This is a genomic window from Bdellovibrionales bacterium (genome assembly GCA_016714165.1).
Classification (GTDB): Bacteria; Bdellovibrionota; Bdellovibrionia; order Bdellovibrionales; family UBA1609; genus JADJVA01.
On the sequence record JADJNU010000012.1, the window covers coordinates 1 to 17468 of the forward strand.

Here is a 17468-nt window from a genome sequence, read left to right on the forward strand (position 1 = left end):
GATAAATCAGAAACTTGAGCTCTTACGTCGAATATCGGAGGATGAAAATTTATCCTTAATAGAGCTGGTCGAATCAGCGTTGAAAAAAATGGGAAAAACAGAATTGCTACTACTAGCTAGCTCTCTTCAAGAATCAATTAGCTTCATTAATGAAATGATTAAAAGTGAATACAATCAGTATCATGAGTATAATAAGATATTTGAAAGCCAAGCAGGATATACTTATAAAAATGAAATCACCATTGAAATGAGAGACAATCGATACGTTTTGATTAGTGAAATAACAGTCCATGAGCGCTATAAGAGACCGACACCACCACCACCTACTCCACCACCTACTCCACCACCACCAGAAAGAGTGGAGCGGCCTTTTCGTCATAATAGCTTCATGTATTGACGATTCCTTTTGTACAGCAATCATTTTTATGAGCTTTTTTTATGTTGGGCCTTTGAAATCATGTGGCCATAAATGGAGTGACTCTAATTTAATTTAGGAGATTTATATAATGAAGGCCGTCACATATGTAGTCATTATTCTCAGTTCTCTTTCGACTCCGGCATTTGCAGGATCAGTACTGGACGATTTATTTAACCTAGCAACACTTGGAAAATATAATCAGTCGTATGAAGAAGCTAAGGCAAGAACACTCAGAGATCTGGCTCATGAACAAAACGTATTGCAGAGCAAGTTAAATGACGTCAGTGCTGAAAGGGATTTATATCAGCTTAAGGTATTAGGAATTCAATACGACTTGGCAAACATTAACTATGAAAAAGCCAAAACATTTAGCAATTCTCTGATCGCCATCGTAAAGATGATTGAGAATATAAATTTATCCCACCTTAGATCTAACAACGACATTAATTTGTCACTTGAAGTGGCCAGTGACCTTCAAGAATCATATAAATATATGATGGAAATTAAAAATGTCAAATTTGATTCAAAGTACATTGAAAACGTTCAAAAGGTTTGGTGGGACTCCTTTTCCAAGATAGCAGAAATTGCAAAAGAAAATCAAAAAAGTCCAGATGAACTCTTCATCGAAGCCCTCATGAATTTAGATGAGAAAAGTATAGAATCGCTTTATCGATTATTGATTGAATTTCAAAATAACGTCACTTCCAAAATGGTCTCAGATTACAGAGAGAGAATGAGACTTCTCGCGAGGAAATACAATGGACAACTTAAGATAGTAAAAACGTTTGGAAAAGGCTTAGAGTTGAAAGAAATTGAATTGATTGAAGGTGATAAATGAGAGGAATAAAATATTTTTCTATATTAGCATTGTCCCTTATTTCAGCAGGTTGCTTCAAAAGCAAAGGCGAAAAACAAGATCAACAAAAAATAAGCAATCAAGAAACAAGGGAAGAAAGAAAGCCAGAAATTAAGGAATACAACTCTTCGAGTATCTTCTATATTTTGTCCAAAAGTATTTTTACACCTGAAAAATATGACATTAAATACAGCCACTATCTCTCATCGCGTGTTTTTGAGAAAGATAAAGAGACGTTTAAGTACATTGTATTTTTCGAAAGCCTGTTCAAGTACAATAAAGAGTATTTTGATTCACAGTACAAACTTCAAACGATAGCTGGAGACGATCGCATTCTTCCAGGAGCAATTATTGCAAATCATATTATTTTGAAAGTTTCGCCTCATGGCGAACCTTTGGGAGTGGTACATCAATACATCGACTTATATCATGGAAAGTACTCAATGAATTCAGAATTTGAACAAGCGATTTTTGGTTTTGATAGTTTTGGCAATTTGAGTGCTTACTGGCGAAACGGATTAGAAGTTCAAGGACAGGGAATGGTACTGTCAGAAATAGTTGAAGACAATTTTCATAATTTTATCGGCGACAAGTTGTCAGATGAATTGGGAAAAATTGATGGAATTCAACCCGTCGAATTCCATTTAGAAGATAATCCACTCGTTTTCGGATTTTTGATATCCGATAAGCTTAAAGTCAAGCATTCTCTATTAAGAAAAAGGCATTTGAGCGATCAGCTTTTGAGTCCCTTCGGACGGATTACCTCGGAAACATTACGCTACTCTAATAAAGTTCGCTATGTTCTACCTGGTGCGATTATTCATAGAAATATAGAGAGAAAGACATATCTCCAATCAACCATTGAAATGGACTTTGTGAATTTAAATTGGATTCTTTTTGTGAAATGCTATGAGGGGGTCAGTGCAGATAGAACAAATGAAAAATTCATGGGAAAGTTAGAACTTCACGATAACCAACTGATTCTTAAGAAAATGGGAACGATTGATTTAGATAGTTTTATCCTAAGATTACCAGACCTGTCGTTTTTAAGTAAATTCCCAAAAGATTGCAGACCCGACCAGCTTAAGTCATTTGAAGGACCTTTAGATTATCAGATCCATTTGGAGTCTAGGTAGACCATGAAAACATTTAAGGCATGTATAAAAATTTTTTTGGCGTTGTGTCTTTCGAAGCAATCATATGCTGAGAATCGAGAAGAGTATATTGTTAAACAAGTTGCTAAGGCAGCTGCGCAACAGGCTGTCAGTCATGAAATGCATAAGTACATATCACAATGGATAAACGATCAAATTTTGAAATCAATACCTCGCCTTAGGGGAAAACCGGGAGCCAAAGAACCGAATATTGGTGGAACAGTCGTTTCCACTATTCAGATCGGTCTTAGCATAGATAATTTCATAAAGTCAGAGAATGGTGATTTTAAAACGCTTGCAGGAGCAAATGTAATTGCTAGCATTGTTACTCTTGTTAATCCAGCGATTGGCGTGATCATGGAGGGCATTTTGTTTGTCGTCGGTGTTTTCATGGCCGCGATGGCATTTGATCATCAAATAAAAATGAGCGAGATTCTTGGAGAAATGCTGCAGGAATATTCTCTTTTGATAAAATCAAAGATGATCGATGCGAAGGCCGAAATGTCGAGAATCGAAGTGCCTTTGACTATAGCAATGATTTCACATCTGGAATCTCAGGCCTATACAGATTACTTAAATGTCAAATGTAATATCAGTACCGACTTCCCAGATATTGAACTAGTGTCAACTTGCCTAGCAGCGGCTGAAAGTGTTATTTCGTTAAAGCGAATATTTGTTGCACAACTCATGGAAGTTGTAAATTTAGATTTGAAATACATTCCGATTAGAGAGGCCTTAGATGCCTTAAAATATCCATACGAGAGAATTCAAACAGAAATAGCTGGCTACAATGAAAAACTAAAGGATGCCGAAAGACGGATACAAGAATATAAGAGCAGTATGGCCCATGAATATTTGGTTCAAACATATAAAAATCAAAAAGGCGATTTATCATTTGAAAGTACTGAATATGAGCACCTATTCACATGTAAATCCATGATAAGACGAAGTTTAAAAGACATCATCAAATTCAATTACGAGCAGCCGGAATATAAAATTAATGATAAAGGTGAATTGGAAAACAGAATTCTAATTCAGGGTGAGTCCGAAGACTTTCATACATGCCTTGAGAAGGTCTTATCGTCTGGCTCTTCTGGTGAGAAATTAGTTCAAAGTTACTTAGACCAATATAGATTATTTAGAAAGCGTAAGGAATTATGAAAAATTTCTTCTTAAAGATATTCTTTTCATCTGTTTTTTTGTAAACGGAGTATTTGCTGATAATGGCAGAATTCCGTTAATAAATGATCCTGTCAATAGAGTTTGGAGCATTAATGACTATTTGACTCAGTTCTTTCAGAATAGGAGTCCAAACGAGAAGGTTGAATTTAATTACGGTAATTTTAGGTACACGGCGACCTTCGCTGGGATTGGTAGTGAGGGACAATTTGTTGTAACTAATGTTGTAGCTGTGCCAATTTCCAGTGCTGGCGAAGTTGATTCGAAAGTGGATTCTCAAAACGAACGAGCAAATCCAAACAAAGGTAGTGCTGACGTAAATAAACCCTCTGTGTCCGAAAAAAATGGAGCGCAAGGGGGCGGTCCAAAATCTTGGCCTTTAACAGATGTTCAGAAGGCTGGATTCACAGGTGCAGTAAAAGAGGGAATTAGATTACTTGCTGTGCCACCTGAAAAAGTTAAAGAGTTCATTTCAGCAAAGGCATATGCAGAATATCAAGCTGTACAGTTAAACGAGTTACAAGAGGAATTTAAGCACCAAATTACGGATGGAACAGTTAATTTAGCATTGGCTGTAGCAGTTAGCCTAAGTGAGCTAGAGAAGGGACCTAGTTTAGATCTGGATCCACAGATATACATAAATTCTGACAAAAAATTCAGTTCTCCAAAGAATGTTGAATTTAAATCAGGTGACTCGCTTTTTTTATCTCAGTTAAATGATTACTACGCTAGGATTTACAATCATGTACCGATAACAAGAGTAGAAACATTTGCTCGGGAAATAGGCTTAGCCTCTTTAGTAGTCTCCGACGAGGCAAATTCAGAGGGATTAGTTGAAATCTCTAATTCACAGATGAAAATAGCAACAGCAATGGCTGATATTCTATTTTGTTTACCCATACATAAAAATCGCGCAATAAAATATCAGAGATCCAATCAGCTACTACTGCACATATAGCGCCTTATAACTTTCGCTGGGATCTTATGGTTGTGTGCTCATCTCACAATTTGTGGCGTTCAGCTCGAGATTTCTGGTCTTCATGTTTAAACTCAAGTATCCGTAGCAATTCTCATGCGGTGCTCTTCGTCCTTGAGAGCCTTGACCCCGGATCCCATCCACTCTCTTTTGCCTGAGCGGCATTGGTATATTTCACTGTCCACTTTTTCGTTTATGGCAAAATCGGGGGAAAATTGTTAGTAAATTATCGAGCGCGAATAAAATATCCGTGTCCATTTGATCCATCCAAGATTATCTTGAGATGTTTTGGAGTTTTTTTGCCTAAATGAATGGGTAAATCATTATGAATCATCGGAGATCATCATGAGTGATAAGCCCATTACTGAAAATTGGCGGGACGGGTTCTGTGGTGGGGCCGGTTCAGAAACGCACCTGCATGCTCGAACGCCTTTGCTATTGATCTCCCAAAGCTTTGGCCAAGCAAGTTGTTCTAGAAAACACATCAAGCTTGGCTCGACACAAAAATACAGGTGCCATGTTTCGAGAAGTGATCTTCTTGTTGCGTATAGTGGCTATGCACCTGAACATGTGTTCCTGGTTAAACCGCAATCGGCGCGCGGAAGAAATTGGGTTTATGGCATTTCCGATCGAACTCGCCCGACTACTACAAAGCGGTGAAAGACTCGCTTCGAAATATGAGTCTCTTATCAGAATGATTAGTTGTTCTATATATTGAGGAGAAATGAAATAGGCGAAAACCCTGAAGGCTTGCTCATCGATATAATGATTAGAAGCCTGCGTTAAAGCACCGTAAACAAGTCTGTAATCTTCGCCGCGAGAAAGTGATACGGAATACTCGAGAACGCTCTGCGGAATAACTTTTTGTATAATGTCAGTTTTGCATTCCCACCAGAAGAACCAACCCTGAAAGAATCCATCACACAATTTTGAAGCATCATCCAGTGAATGAACTACCGTCTGCCTCTGCTGTGGAAACTGGCTCAGGTACTGAATGGCCTCATCGACTGTTTTAAAGGAAGTTGTTTTGTTTCCGGCATCCTGTTCCTTAATTTTATTTATAAATGAAGCCACATCATCAGAACTAGTTTCACCTTGCTGAGCCATCAGCGGTATGGACCATAGGAGGCAGACCAGCAGAAAATATTTCATATTATTTTTCTCCATCCAGTTCTCAATAGTTTAGAAGCCCATTTTCAACATCTCTGCAAGCACTATGCCGATTTTGCTAGGGAGCGCGAGATCCGAATTGACCGAATTGACTCATAGGAAATCCAAAAGCGGAGACAAGCCAGCTCCCAAGGCTGCCTAAAGCAACATCTTAAATCCGAATGTTCCTATTGAATCCGAATCGCTGGTAGAGTTTCCCAACAATAGTGGACAGTTTTCTTCGAGCGCTTTAAGCTGACCTGCCCGGGCTAACCAGGTCCAATCTTTGTGTTAAGATGGGCCTCAAGACGGAGGTCAAAAATGGCGAGAAAGCGCTATACCCCAGAAGAAATTATCCAACATTTACGAACTGTTGAACTTGAGCAAGGCAAGGGCTCAAGCCTCGATCAAGCCGCCAAAAAAGTGGGGGTTACACCCCAAACTATCGTGCGTTGGCGCAATGAGTTCGGAGGACTCAAAGGTGGATCAAGCCAAGAAACTCAAGGAACTCGAAAGGGAGAACGCCCGGCTCAAGCGCTTGGTGGCCGATCAGGCTCTTGATATGGCTATTTTGAAAGACGTGGCCGAGGGAAACTTCTAAGCCCGATCAGGCGACGTGAAGCGGTTTCTCATGCGATGGAAAGTTATCGTGTGAGTGAGCGCCGCGCCTGCAAGGTTATCGGGCAAGCTCGAACAACACAGAGATACCGACCCAGTACCGATGAAGAAAAGGAGACACTTCGAGAGCGAGTCATCGAGCTGGCTACGGAGTATGGACGCTACGGTTATCGTCAAGTCACCAGTTTGATGAACAACGAGGGGTGGAAAGTGGGAAAAGACGCTGTGTTTACTATTTGGCAAGAAGAAGGTTTACAGGTGCCACAGAAGCAACCTAAGCGACGACGGCTGTGGCTTGCCGATGGATCTTGTATCAGGCTTAGGCCTGAGTATCCGAACCATGTTTGGTCTTACGACTTCGTTCAAGATAGGACTCATGATGGGAGACCCTTCAGGATTTTGAACCTCATCGACGAATACACCAAGGAGTGTCTCGCGTCCTTTACAAAGCGCAGGATCCGCTCGCAGGATGTTATCCTCGTACTTGCGGAACTGTTTTTGACCAAGGGAATTCCGAAGCATATTCGATCTGACAATGGCCCGGAATTCATCGCCAAGAAGTTGATCCATTGGCTTAAACAACTGGAAGTAGCTCCTTTATTCATCGAGCCAGGAAGTCCTTGGGAGAACGGCTGCTTGAATCATTCAATGGGAAAATGAGATACGAGTTTTTAAACGGAGAGATATTTTACTCGCTATTCGAAGCACAAGTTTTGATTGAGAAATGGAGGGTACATTACAACACTGTGAGACCGCATTCGAGCTTGGGAGGAAGACCTCCAGCACCGGAAACTTTTCAACCAACGTTAAACATACTTGCAGTGTGAGTTGAACTTATGTAGTGGTACTAAAACTCCCGGCTGGTCACTACCGGGGAGTCAGAATTATAGAGTTGAGGATAAAACTAGAGTTCCCCAATAATAGTGGGCGAGAGGCGCAGAGAATAGAGAAACTTTCCAAAGTTTCTCTAAATAGTGCTGCCACTAGACCTAGATGACCAAACTCCTCGACTTCAGTAATGGGCTTATCACTCATGATGATCTCCGATGATTCATTTTGAGACTCTCTTTTTATCGGAAGTTCGACCAAACTTTTGAAGGGATTTATTGGAGATTTGAAAATGGTCTTTGCCTGAGCGTTCAACTGCGAAATGTCACTTGGATGGCCCAATACAAACCTCACCCCAGCACTCCACCAATTAGTTTTAGTATCCTCTGTTTGGTCTATTTTTTTTCACTCAAAATACCTAGTGTTTAATTAATTATCCCCATGGCTGTGCGGACGTTTTGTTGCACCAATGAGGAGGCTGAAGCCCTTATCCAATTTAGACTGTCCTCTTACCTCTTGACGATGCCTTTCGACCAAACTCGACCCTTTCGCCTTATCTCCAAACTTCAAACGATCATACCCATCCATTAAGGCACCATTCTTGGTAAACCTCCTTCCCCCTCGAATTCGGCCCAAAAGGCCAAATCGTCTTTTTGTCTTACTAATATCCTTTAATAAATCAATCAGTGATGAGGCCTTTCATCCATTCGATGGTCAATAAAATGGTGGTCTTTTGTAATGATTTACCCATGGGTTTAGGCAAAAAAGCTCCAAAACATCTCAAGATAATCTTGGATGGATCAAATGGACATGGATATTTTATTCGCGCTCGATAATTTACTAACAATTTTCCCCCGATTTTGCCATAAATCAAAAAGTGGACAGTGAAATATACCAATGCTCGCTCAGGCAAAAGAGAGTGGATGGGATCCGGGGTCAAGGCTCTCAAGGACGAAGAGCACCGCATGAGAACGCTACGGATACTTGAGTTTAAACATGAAGACCAGAAATCTCGAGCTGAACGCCACAAATTGTGAGATGAGCACACAACCATAAGATCCCAGCGAAAGTTATAAGACGCTATATGTGCAGTAGTAGCTGATTGGATCTCTGATATTTTATTGCGCGATTTTTATGTATGGGTAAACAAAATTGACAAACCTCGAAATCCCAATTGCTCTTTCTTTGCGCCATCTTCCCTGACATGACCGGCTTAAACTGATGCAGGTGCTACGTCAATCCGGGCGGGAATTCTTCAAAAACACCTAAGGCAGATTAATTTGAGCAGGCGCACCATCATTAAAATATGATTTCAGGACGGGGCCAATTACCAGTGCCATCCACAATTTGACCTCGTGCTCTAGTTCGTTAGCTTCAGTAACAACATTTCGACCAAATATTTCGGCAAGATCAAGACTGGGCATAAACATCGACAAGACGAAGAGACTGGGTACGGACTCAATTTTAATATCCAAGCCTCCTTCTGTACCTCTAACAACTTGTCCTCTAATGACATGATTGCCCTCTAAGTTTACGTTAAAGGCCCCGGGTCGCTCGCCCTTCCAGTGTAGTTTCAAATAAAAATAAAATATTTGTGATGACTTGAAGCGATCGGGATGGACCGAAGTCGCCAATTGGTCCAGTTTTACCTCTACAAAGGCTCCCTGTTTGTCGCTAACCGAACGAGCCGCCATTGCACCAGAAGTGTCATTTTTTGGAACCATGGTACGCGAAAAGTCATTCAGAAAAAAGCAACTTTCTGCCTGTCCAGAAGCATCCAAAGGCTCACAGACAATCTGTCCGATTGGCACCGAGTTCTCCATATACCGAGAAATCCCTACACGCTCATCCGCTCTAGCGAAAGATGAAAGGACCAAGATAGAAAACATCAAACATTTAATTAAATAGCTACATCTCATTCTCGCCTACCTAGCAAAATCAATGCCTGAAGGCAAGAACTCTTCGATTCACAATTCAAGAAAAGGTATGATCGAGTTCACGTTACAGAACAGGTAAGTTACTCACGGAACCCAAGTTCCGCCGAGATTTGCACCGATACAATCGGCTTGAGCTGTGCCCGCGTTCCAGTGCCCGTTGTTGTAGTAGTACATAGTGCCAGTCGATGCAACAGTACAGGAGCCTACGGTGTTTGAGGTATCGCAGCCATTACCATCGCCCGAAGTCCAGCTTACGCCATTAATCGGGATGCTCGCGTAAACAGATTCTAAATCTGTCGTTACGGTTGAGTCACTGCACTTAGCGGCTGCGGTGTTGGCGTCGTATCCCTCGATGAAATCGAAACAGTGTATGATCACGAGACTCAGTCCGACTGTCTTTTTCAGTTCGCATTTTCCACCGCGAACATTTAACGCCTGGTCAGCGTCTTTGACGACCTGACAAGAAAGAGAAGACACAAGAGCAGTAGCGAGTAGTACGAAACTTATCTTTTTCATATCAGATGATTCTAAGCAAAGATCGCTTTTCCGCAACCAAAAATGCCGCGGACAAGGCTTCTTTGACTGGTACCTTAGCCCAGTCGCTGGGATTTTGCATGGCCCAGGGTTTAAACCAGTTACGGTAGGCGGTAAGCCGGATTATAGAATTTATCTAGGAAAATACGGATACAGATTTACCTGATGAAAGTGCAGATAAAAAATGAGGCCGCCCCGGAAATGAGTGTTGTATCAACGGCACTCATTTCCGAGCCAATCACCACAATCGCGATCAATTTCCGGAGAAAGACGCCTCTCAAGCACCCTTCAGCTCTTTTACGATTTCAGGCCTCTTGGAAATAATTTCTAACAGACGATAGACAGAGCCAGAAGGCTTCCGCAAACCCTGTTCCCAATGACGAACTGTTCCCTGTTTTACATTGAGAAGTGATGCAAATTCGAGCTGAGTACAATGGAGGGCTTCGCGTAATTTCTTGATTTCAGCTTTGGAAAACTCAGGTGCAGGCGGAGCAAGTTCACGCTCAACAGTTTTAAACTCAGTTTCGCCACGCTCATGAGCTACGGCCGCAGTTAGACTGGAGATCAGGGCTTGCCCCAAGACAGATTTTTTTCGTTTCACGGCAACTGAAGGCATTACCACTTGCCATCAGCATCGATGATTTTGAACGACTCGCGGCAATGTTGGTCAATAGACCAAAGCTAGGTTGACTTCAATAATGGGGTCGATAGCCCGCTTACATTCTTCCACCCGAAATCTGAATATGCCGAACCAGCATGCAACATCTCCAAAACCTGTGCTTATTCTCTAACCTTGCTGGCTGGCACACCATGGCAGCAATAATATCTGCCCTGATGATGGATTATATTGTTGATCGGATTCTCTAATTCGTTGATATTTTCTAAATGCGTTTGATGTTCAGTATTTGTACTTTGATTTTAATTTTTTCGTGCAGTGAAAAGCCGAGGCTTCATCTGGCCGACCTTAAAATGTCCAATGTGCCGTCTTCAGAGATAATTCTTTTCGAAGATGGATTGGATATGGATATTAGCACTGAACCCTCACATAATGTCGAGCCACCTCATGGAAAAATCGAGCGAGAGCGAACAAAATTGTTTCTAGAAGGAAATTGCATTGAAATTGGTTCCTATAAATTCTGCAGTGACAATGATATGCTGAATTCCAGACTTAAAATATCTGTAACTTCAGGAACCTCACGAGTCCAAGGGCGACCTCTAGGGGGGTCAGTTTCTGATATTTTGTATCGTTTCATTGGTGGTCCACCTGCAAGTCTCCATCGAATTGTTAGATTTGGACCAGAGTCCTTCGGTCTGGTTCATACATATGGACTGTCAGTCTTCCACAAAGGAATATTCTGCGAGCCAATTAAAACCAACCCTAACGGCAAAATTTCATTTGGGGTAGATTCGCAAAACGTTCCTTTGATTTTCATATCTGGGCCGCTGACAAGTGTTGATAGGCTTGTCGAGGGCTGGCGGGAATATGAAATTTCAAGCCTGTGCAAATAACAATACCTAATTTTTGCAAGCCACCGGCAAGGCTTGCGAGAAAAGATTGATTTGTTTACCCATACACAAAAATCGCGCAATAAAATATCAGAGATCCAATCAGCTACTACTGCACATATAGCGCCTTATAACTTTCGCTGGGATTTTATGGTTGTGTGCTCATCTCACAATTTGTGGCGTTCAGCTCGAGATTTCTGGTCTTCATGTTTAAACTCAAGTATCCGTAGCAATTCTCATGCGGTGCTCTTCGTCCTTGAGAGCCTTGACCCCGGATCCCATCCACTCTCTTTTGCCTGAGCGAGCATTGGTATATTTCACTGTCCACTTTTTGATTTATGGCAAAATCGGGGGAAAATTGTTAGTAAATTATCGAGCGCGAATAAAATATCCATGTCCATTTGATCCATCCAAGATTATCTTGAGATGTTTTGGAGTTTTTTTGCCTAAACGCATGGGTAAATCATTTTATTATCAGTGAGCTTTTTTTGATTCTCTGAGGATTTCAGGCGAAATGCCCCTTGCGCCTATTGGCGCTCTCTCCTCTACGACAAAGTCAGGACGATGGGGAATGGTTAACCTACCTTTAACTTTACGCGCTCTTTTCTCAATTGATCTTGAAGAGCCAACTTGACCAGCCACTCAGCAGGCAAATCCAATTTTTTTGCAATCTCCTTGGCCAATTTAATGCTGATATTGAAGCGATTGGCTTCGATATCGCTAAGCCGCTGTTTGGAAACGCCAAGTTCTTTCGCGAAATCGGTCTGAGACAACTCCTCGCCCTGCCGGTGGACTTTCAAAAACTCGCCAAAGCTTAAATTAACATTCAATTTAGTATTCATGTTTATTAACCTCTAAAATTTCAAGAATATCGTGCTTTTCATTTCTGATTTCCCGATAAATGATCCGATAAGATTTGGACAACCTTACCGAACGTTCGCCGCTTCGCTTTCCATGAAGAGGCTCGTCGTGGAAACCCTTATATTTCCTTGCTTCCCTTAAGCCCATATGAATAATCAAATCCTTCCAATATTCAAATTTGCATTGAATATGATCTGGCAACCGTCCTATCTGCTTACGCGCCACATTGGTCAAGCGGATTTCCATTTTCTATTAGTACGTGAAAAATACGTACTTGTCAAGAATTTTGATGAATGCCTCTCTTTTTATTCTCTTTGGCCTATTCGGCGCTACCTATACAGATAGGCCATCAATGTACCCGTGCTAAACAACTCTATTGAAGGTCTGTTCGAAGATATATTTTTCGTTATGCCGCCGCAAAAGTCATCTCGCCTCGCCAGACTTGAGTCCTGCGCCGAGACCGAAATTGCCTCTGAAAACTTGAACTCAATTGATGAACGAGGACAATGTTTGATATTTGAAATAGAAATCTCAGGACAACGAGGGAGAAAGTGTTGCTCATTTGAGCTCCCTCAGGCCGGCTCTGATTCATCTCCTGGGCCTGAAGCTCTAAAAAGGCGTCTTCTGAGATCATTGGTGTCGGTTGTGAGTTTTCTGGCCGCTGAGAGCCAAGCTTTATTCATGAATACCTCAATCGCCAAGTCGTTCTTAGCCATCGCGGCTTTGAGCCCAGAAATGCTTTCTCGCAGAACCTCTCCCTGAGCAATATTGCCCATGCCCTTACCAATCACATTCGAAGAAAAGGACCAGGATGAATAGAGAAAAAGAATCACGAGCACTGCTTTGACCAAAATTTGACTTGGCGGGTTTGAGGGCCTAAGAAAGGCAAACACGATCAATAGTCCTTCAACGAGAACGGCCGCGAGAATTGATTGTTCAAGGTTTGAATTGTTTGACTGATAAAATTCAACCGCTTCGCGGAGCAAAAAATAAGTGATTCCGGCAATAAGGAGTATCTGGGCCAGGAGGCCAAGAAATTCAAATTTGAAAGTTTGACTCCGAGGTTGACCGATTTGAGGAGCACGTTGAATTTCAAACAAGGAGAGTTGAGATTCAACTCTTGAGGCTTGAAATTCAGTTTTTTGAGTCTGTCTTTTCTGTCTGATTCGCTCTTTGTTGCGAGCGTAGTATTCTGAATTGTATTGTCTTCTGCAAAACTGACCCATCTTTTCTTCCCCTCCATGAAAATCTGATCCCCAGTCCCCTACTCCATTTCTTGGAGCTTTTGTTAAGAATTTGAAAGGCCCTCTAAAATCTTGGCCATCACGAGCCTGTCATGAGAAACACTGCCGATTTTAACCAGTCCATTTTCCGGGACGAGTCCAAGCTTCTCCTTTTCCGTCAGGTGAGAGACGATTTCCTGAGCCTTCGCCGTTAACTTGTCTTGAGCTTGGCGCTTTTGGAGGTCTGCCATCTCCCGTCTGCGCTTCTCGTTGTTCTCCACCTGGACTTTGAGCTCGTTCACTAGACCTTCAGAAATGTAGGCTCCAGAACGCCTGAGGATGCCCATCAGAAAGCCAAGCTTTGAACCGCGACTATTTACCTTTCCCACTTCTAGATCGTAAGCAAAGGCATCCAGGGACTCCTGAACCTCTGATGCGGATAAGGTACCCAATTGGAAGAGTTGTTTGATCTGAGTCTGACCAAAACCAATGGCCTTTACATTTTCGGGTGTCTGGATCTCGAGCCAGTCTTCGGGTAGGTCAGTTGGCTTGGATTCAGAGACGCTAGTATTAGTAATATTATTATAATTAAAATCACTACTACTACTAGAGAGCGCTGTTCCCTTATTAGTTCCCTTATTAGATCCCCAATTGCTCCCTATTTGTTCCCTATTCGATGCGCTGAAGTTATCAGGCCTTTGAAGTTCTCTGTCCAATAGCATCTTTTGATACAATTCCCGCCCAATAGCGAATTGTGTGAAACCGCCTTTGCCTCTTTTTCCTCCCGTCCTAAGGATGTATTGTTTTTTGCATAGTCTTTTCACAACCATTTTCAATACTTCCGCGTTCATATTGAGTTTTGAGGTGATTTCATCGAGCGTAATCGGTCCAGTGTCGAAGCTCCCCTGTGAGAGGCATTTTATAAAGACATAATCAATAAAGCGACTTTCATTTCCAACAAGAAGGTGGATGGAGGAGGCGAATAGGAAAGACTGTGATTGTTCCCCTATTGTTCCCTGATGTGTTCCCTGAATAAGCCCCTTGTTGTTATCTGATTGCTCCCCAATTGCTCCCCTATTAAGAGAAGAATATTCCCTTATTGTTCCCGTATCGCTCCCTTTTTGTTCCCTAATATGTAAAGGATCAGAGGAAGTTAACAAATCCTGAGATGATAGAATTCCAGAATAATCTGTTCCCTTATTGTTCCCTAAATGAGGTGGACTTCTTTCTGACTTTGTCTTTGAAATATGGAGATACTGCTCCCTAATTGTTCCCTTATTAGGGCTACCCGTATTTAAATTCATGACTCAAAAATCTCATGGGCACCCAAACTACTACTGCGCATATAGCGACTGATCACTTTCGCCCGGCCCTATGGTGTGTGCTCATCTCACTTGTGGCGTTCGGCTCAAGTCTTCTGGCCTTCGTGTTTAAACTTGAGTAGCCGTAGCAATTCTCATGCGGCAACCTTCATCCTTGAGATTGTTGGCCCCGGCCCCCGTCCTCTCTCTTTTGCCTTAAACATCGGCATTGGTATATTTCACCGTCCACGTAATTATGCTACCATAGTCTCGACTCAAGAATACTCAATAATTGGCTCTCAATGGGAGCTATGGCGTTTTTTTGCCGAAAACACGGGTAAATCACTTGATCGGGTAGGCAGGTGCATTGCTGAACGGGCATACCCGATCGATTTACACAGCAACCAGCCAATAAAATTGACACCAGCACTTCAGGACGGGGCCAAGAAAAAGCAGCCAATCGGTTGGCCTGCCTTTGTACTAACGGGATGCACCACCGCCAAAATGCCGAATACATATCCCCGCGTATTGAAGAACCGAAACACATAACGATCAAGAATTCATTCTTCCGCCTCAGCTTCCTTAACCGATTTCACGTGGCAAACAACCGATTCCGTTTTACCCCAATATTTCCATTCAAGAATAAATTGCAAATTCTGATCATCCTCTTCATCTTCAGGTCCCTTAACTTCTAAGGAAGAATAACTCGTATTGAGTGCTACTAAGTCTTTAATCTTTCTAAGGCACTCTTCTGCGTTCTCTATCTGATAGGTGCTTCCTGAAATGGAGTCCGTTCTCGTTCGATAAGGAATTGTAATCTTATCGTTATCTATCACCTTAAGACGACTTAATAGATTCACAATATTCTCTGTTCCATCTATTATTGTGAGGGTCCCTTTCGGGAAGTCTGATCCGCCATTCATTACAACCCATCTTCCATAGCCATTCTCAGCGTAAAAGAAAAATAGAGAGCAAAATCACAATCGGGATTAATCGCACTTTCATCGTTCTCATTTGGAGAGCTCCTCATGTTACAAGTTAAATAGGCAAGGCCCTAGCTTTGTGACATTATGCATTAATTGACGTCAAGGATTATTCTTTCTGTCATGTAAGAAAACCCTTATTTTCTTGCCTTCAAAATATGATCATAGCGCTATACCTGACCCTTCCAGATGTTGGGGCAATTCAATTTGAGATATTCTAAAACCACCGGAGCTTGTCAGGTGAGGACGGCGGAATTGTAGAATGGATGCTAGAGGAAATTCACTTAAATGACAAAATACATATTAAATGAACAATGGCGATGTAGGCGTATTTTCATTCTGATTTCTTGCTTAAGTGTGTTTCTGAGTTGTACGAGTACGAAACAATATCCCCGAGACACCAGGCGACCTGCGCAAGCCAAGAGCCTAGTGCCTATGGAGTATATTAATATGCTGCCAACAGAAGGTCTTAAGGACGCTGCGATTGAATACGCACGCATGGTCGGTTTAGATACAAACAAGGAGGATGAAGGTGATCTAGGGTTTAGCAATGCAAGCCTGGTGAATTTTAACTGGGGCCTCCTGCAGAAAAATAATTGCTTTCGAGAACTGGTTTCTGAATTTTACACGAAAGTCGCGGCATACAGTGCCTTTCATAGCCGCAAATTCAAGCTAAGTGAGAGCCCCCTTTTTAACAACCTTGCCGTGTCAACAAACAAAGAGAGCGAAGGTTGGCTTTGGAAATTGGCTTTTGATATGTCGAACAACAATTCAAATTTGGCCTTGAGTCTTATTGGAATTTGCGGTCATGACAATACGGCGCAGTTGCCCGGCTCCAAAATATGTTCCAAAGAGCGTGATGGGCAAGGGAACCTTATTTCAACCAAATGTAAGGATGACAGCCAATTCATCCCATTTGTAAGTGAAAAACAAAGGGAAAAATATCTGATATACGCCGATGAGTTCTACAATAATTTTCGCAACAACTGGAAGCCGAAAACCAAGTCCAAGATGACTGAACCGGCAAATTTGAAACGCGAATTAGTTGGCGATGAAAGCAAAGGCTTGGCGTGCCCAAAGTTTGCCTCGCCGATGTTTATACAGGGTGCATTGGGAGCGCAAACTTTGCTTGATCCTGCTTTTATTTCGGAAATTGCAGCAATACAAGCTCCTAACAAAGGAGCTGAGTTCCTTCCTTCAAAGTACTACCACGTTATAGGTGCGGCCGCAACCGTGTGCTCTTTAGTTAGGAACGGTATTCCCGGATTTATCGCCAAAAGGATTCAAACAACAGCTATAAATACGTATAGGATGGTTAACGTTTGTGAATTTGTGGAATCCCGGTTGGAGAGTGAGAAATACGTACACAGCACCCCTGAGGATGATATTATCAAAAAAGTGTTGGCGGTTAGAAAAGAACCAAAACTATGCATACCAGATTACGATTCAACAGAGGAATTTCACTCATTTCAGTTTCACTTACCTGAATGTCGAATCGTTGCAGTACTTCAAGATATGTTGTTTGACAAAGAGGTTGATGAGGCCATTTTAAGAAACAAAGTGTCGCGAATGGCCAGCGAAATAGATGCGTCAACTATCTTCAAAAAATATGTAACACAAGGATCTGATTGCAAAAGAGTGCAGTATACCGGCGGTGCAATTCACAGACTGAAATCGGTATCTGATTCAGCTAGATATGTTAGATATTGCGGAACGCTACCGGCAGCTCGGTGCCAGGCAGCCAGAGATGTTTTAAGAACTTGGTGGATAGATTTCATGTGGTCGGAGGCCCAGCATATCAAAGGCGCAGAGTTTGCCATAGATCATTGTGAGGAAGAGCATAATTTCTTGGGATCAGGACTCGAAAAAAAGTCTTGCCAAGCATTAGCTGTAAGAAAATAAGCTCAATCGTAAAGTCGGATGAGGGCAAGCGGTGTGGTCCTGT

General features: G+C 42.0%; 16 protein-coding genes and 1 pseudogene. 8 read left to right on the forward strand and 9 right to left on the reverse strand.

What is annotated here, in order from left to right:
• Positions 1-103: 103 nt before the first annotated feature.
• The 5 genes from IPJ71_19240 (at position 104) to IPJ71_19260 (ending at position 4565) form a co-directional block, all read left to right on the forward strand.
• On the forward strand, positions 104-397 hold the full coding sequence (locus IPJ71_19240) for a hypothetical protein (GenBank protein ID MBK7845777.1): 294 nt from the start codon (positions 104-106) through the stop codon (positions 395-397).
• A 109-nt stretch (positions 398-506) separates the two neighbouring features.
• Complete coding sequence (locus IPJ71_19245; GenBank protein MBK7845778.1) at positions 507-1256, forward strand: hypothetical protein; 750 nt, start codon at positions 507-509, stop codon at positions 1254-1256.
• Positions 1253-2410 carry a hypothetical protein gene (locus IPJ71_19250; protein MBK7845779.1) on the forward strand — a complete coding sequence of 386 codons (1158 nt, stop codon included), beginning with the start codon at positions 1253-1255 and terminating at the stop codon, positions 2408-2410. Before IPJ71_19245 ends, IPJ71_19250 begins: the two co-directional genes overlap by 4 nt.
• 3 nt (positions 2411-2413) lie before the next feature.
• On the forward strand, positions 2414-3589 hold the full coding sequence (locus IPJ71_19255; protein MBK7845780.1) for a hypothetical protein: 1176 nt from the start codon (positions 2414-2416) through the stop codon (positions 3587-3589).
• A 121-nt stretch (positions 3590-3710) separates the two neighbouring features.
• Positions 3711-4565: a hypothetical protein gene (locus IPJ71_19260; GenBank protein MBK7845781.1), complete on the forward strand. Its 855-nt coding sequence runs from the start codon at positions 3711-3713 to the stop codon at positions 4563-4565.
• Between the two features lie 453 nt (positions 4566-5018).
• Here IPJ71_19260 and IPJ71_19265 read toward each other — a convergent pair whose 3' ends face one another.
• On the reverse strand, positions 5019-5735 hold the full coding sequence (locus IPJ71_19265) for a hypothetical protein (GenBank protein ID MBK7845782.1): 717 nt from the start codon (positions 5733-5735) through the stop codon (positions 5019-5021).
• Positions 5736-6053: 318 nt separating this feature from the next.
• Here IPJ71_19265 and IPJ71_19270 point away from each other — a divergent pair.
• Positions 6054-7177 (forward strand): annotated as a pseudogene (locus IPJ71_19270) (IS3 family transposase).
• Between the two features lie 1266 nt (positions 7178-8443).
• On the opposite strand, the gene IPJ71_19275 reads toward IPJ71_19270, so the two are convergent.
• The 3 genes from IPJ71_19275 to IPJ71_19285 form a co-directional block, all read right to left on the reverse strand.
• Positions 8444-8989, reverse strand: a complete 546-nt coding sequence (locus IPJ71_19275; protein MBK7845783.1) for a hypothetical protein — start codon at positions 8987-8989, stop codon at positions 8444-8446.
• A gap of 210 nt (positions 8990-9199) precedes the next feature.
• Positions 9200-9667, reverse strand: coding sequence for a hypothetical protein (locus tag IPJ71_19280; protein ID MBK7845784.1), 468 nt, complete (start codon positions 9665-9667; stop codon positions 9200-9202).
• Positions 9668-9926: 259 nt separating this feature from the next.
• Entirely contained in the window at positions 9927-10265 is a 339-nt protein-coding gene (locus IPJ71_19285) for a helix-turn-helix domain-containing protein (GenBank protein MBK7845785.1), read from the reverse strand.
• A 353-nt stretch (positions 10266-10618) separates the two neighbouring features.
• Between IPJ71_19285 and IPJ71_19290 the strand changes: the two genes are divergently transcribed.
• On the forward strand, positions 10619-11158 hold the full coding sequence (locus IPJ71_19290) for a hypothetical protein (GenBank protein MBK7845786.1): 540 nt from the start codon (positions 10619-10621) through the stop codon (positions 11156-11158).
• A gap of 572 nt (positions 11159-11730) precedes the next feature.
• Here the strand turns inward: IPJ71_19290 and IPJ71_19295 are convergent.
• From IPJ71_19295 to IPJ71_19315, 5 genes are all read right to left on the reverse strand, one after another.
• Positions 11731-11997, reverse strand: a complete 267-nt coding sequence (locus IPJ71_19295) for a helix-turn-helix transcriptional regulator (protein ID MBK7845787.1) — start codon at positions 11995-11997, stop codon at positions 11731-11733.
• Positions 11987-12262 carry a hypothetical protein gene (locus tag IPJ71_19300; GenBank protein ID MBK7845788.1) on the reverse strand — a complete coding sequence of 92 codons (276 nt, stop codon included), beginning with the start codon at positions 12260-12262 and terminating at the stop codon, positions 11987-11989. Before IPJ71_19300 ends, IPJ71_19295 begins: the two co-directional genes overlap by 11 nt.
• 326 nt (positions 12263-12588) lie before the next feature.
• Positions 12589-13242: a hypothetical protein gene (locus IPJ71_19305; protein MBK7845789.1), complete on the reverse strand. Its 654-nt coding sequence runs from the start codon at positions 13240-13242 to the stop codon at positions 12589-12591.
• 62 nt (positions 13243-13304) lie between these two features.
• A complete protein-coding gene (locus IPJ71_19310; protein ID MBK7845790.1) occupies positions 13305-14543 on the reverse strand; it encodes a hypothetical protein in 1239 nt (412 codons plus the stop codon).
• Between the two features lie 557 nt (positions 14544-15100).
• Positions 15101-15463 carry a hypothetical protein gene (locus IPJ71_19315; protein ID MBK7845791.1) on the reverse strand — a complete coding sequence of 121 codons (363 nt, stop codon included), beginning with the start codon at positions 15461-15463 and terminating at the stop codon, positions 15101-15103.
• Positions 15464-15973: 510 nt separating this feature from the next.
• Between IPJ71_19315 and IPJ71_19320 the strand changes: the two genes are divergently transcribed.
• Complete coding sequence (locus tag IPJ71_19320) at positions 15974-17425, forward strand: hypothetical protein (GenBank protein ID MBK7845792.1); 1452 nt, start codon at positions 15974-15976, stop codon at positions 17423-17425.
• Positions 17426-17468 lie beyond the last annotated feature (43 nt).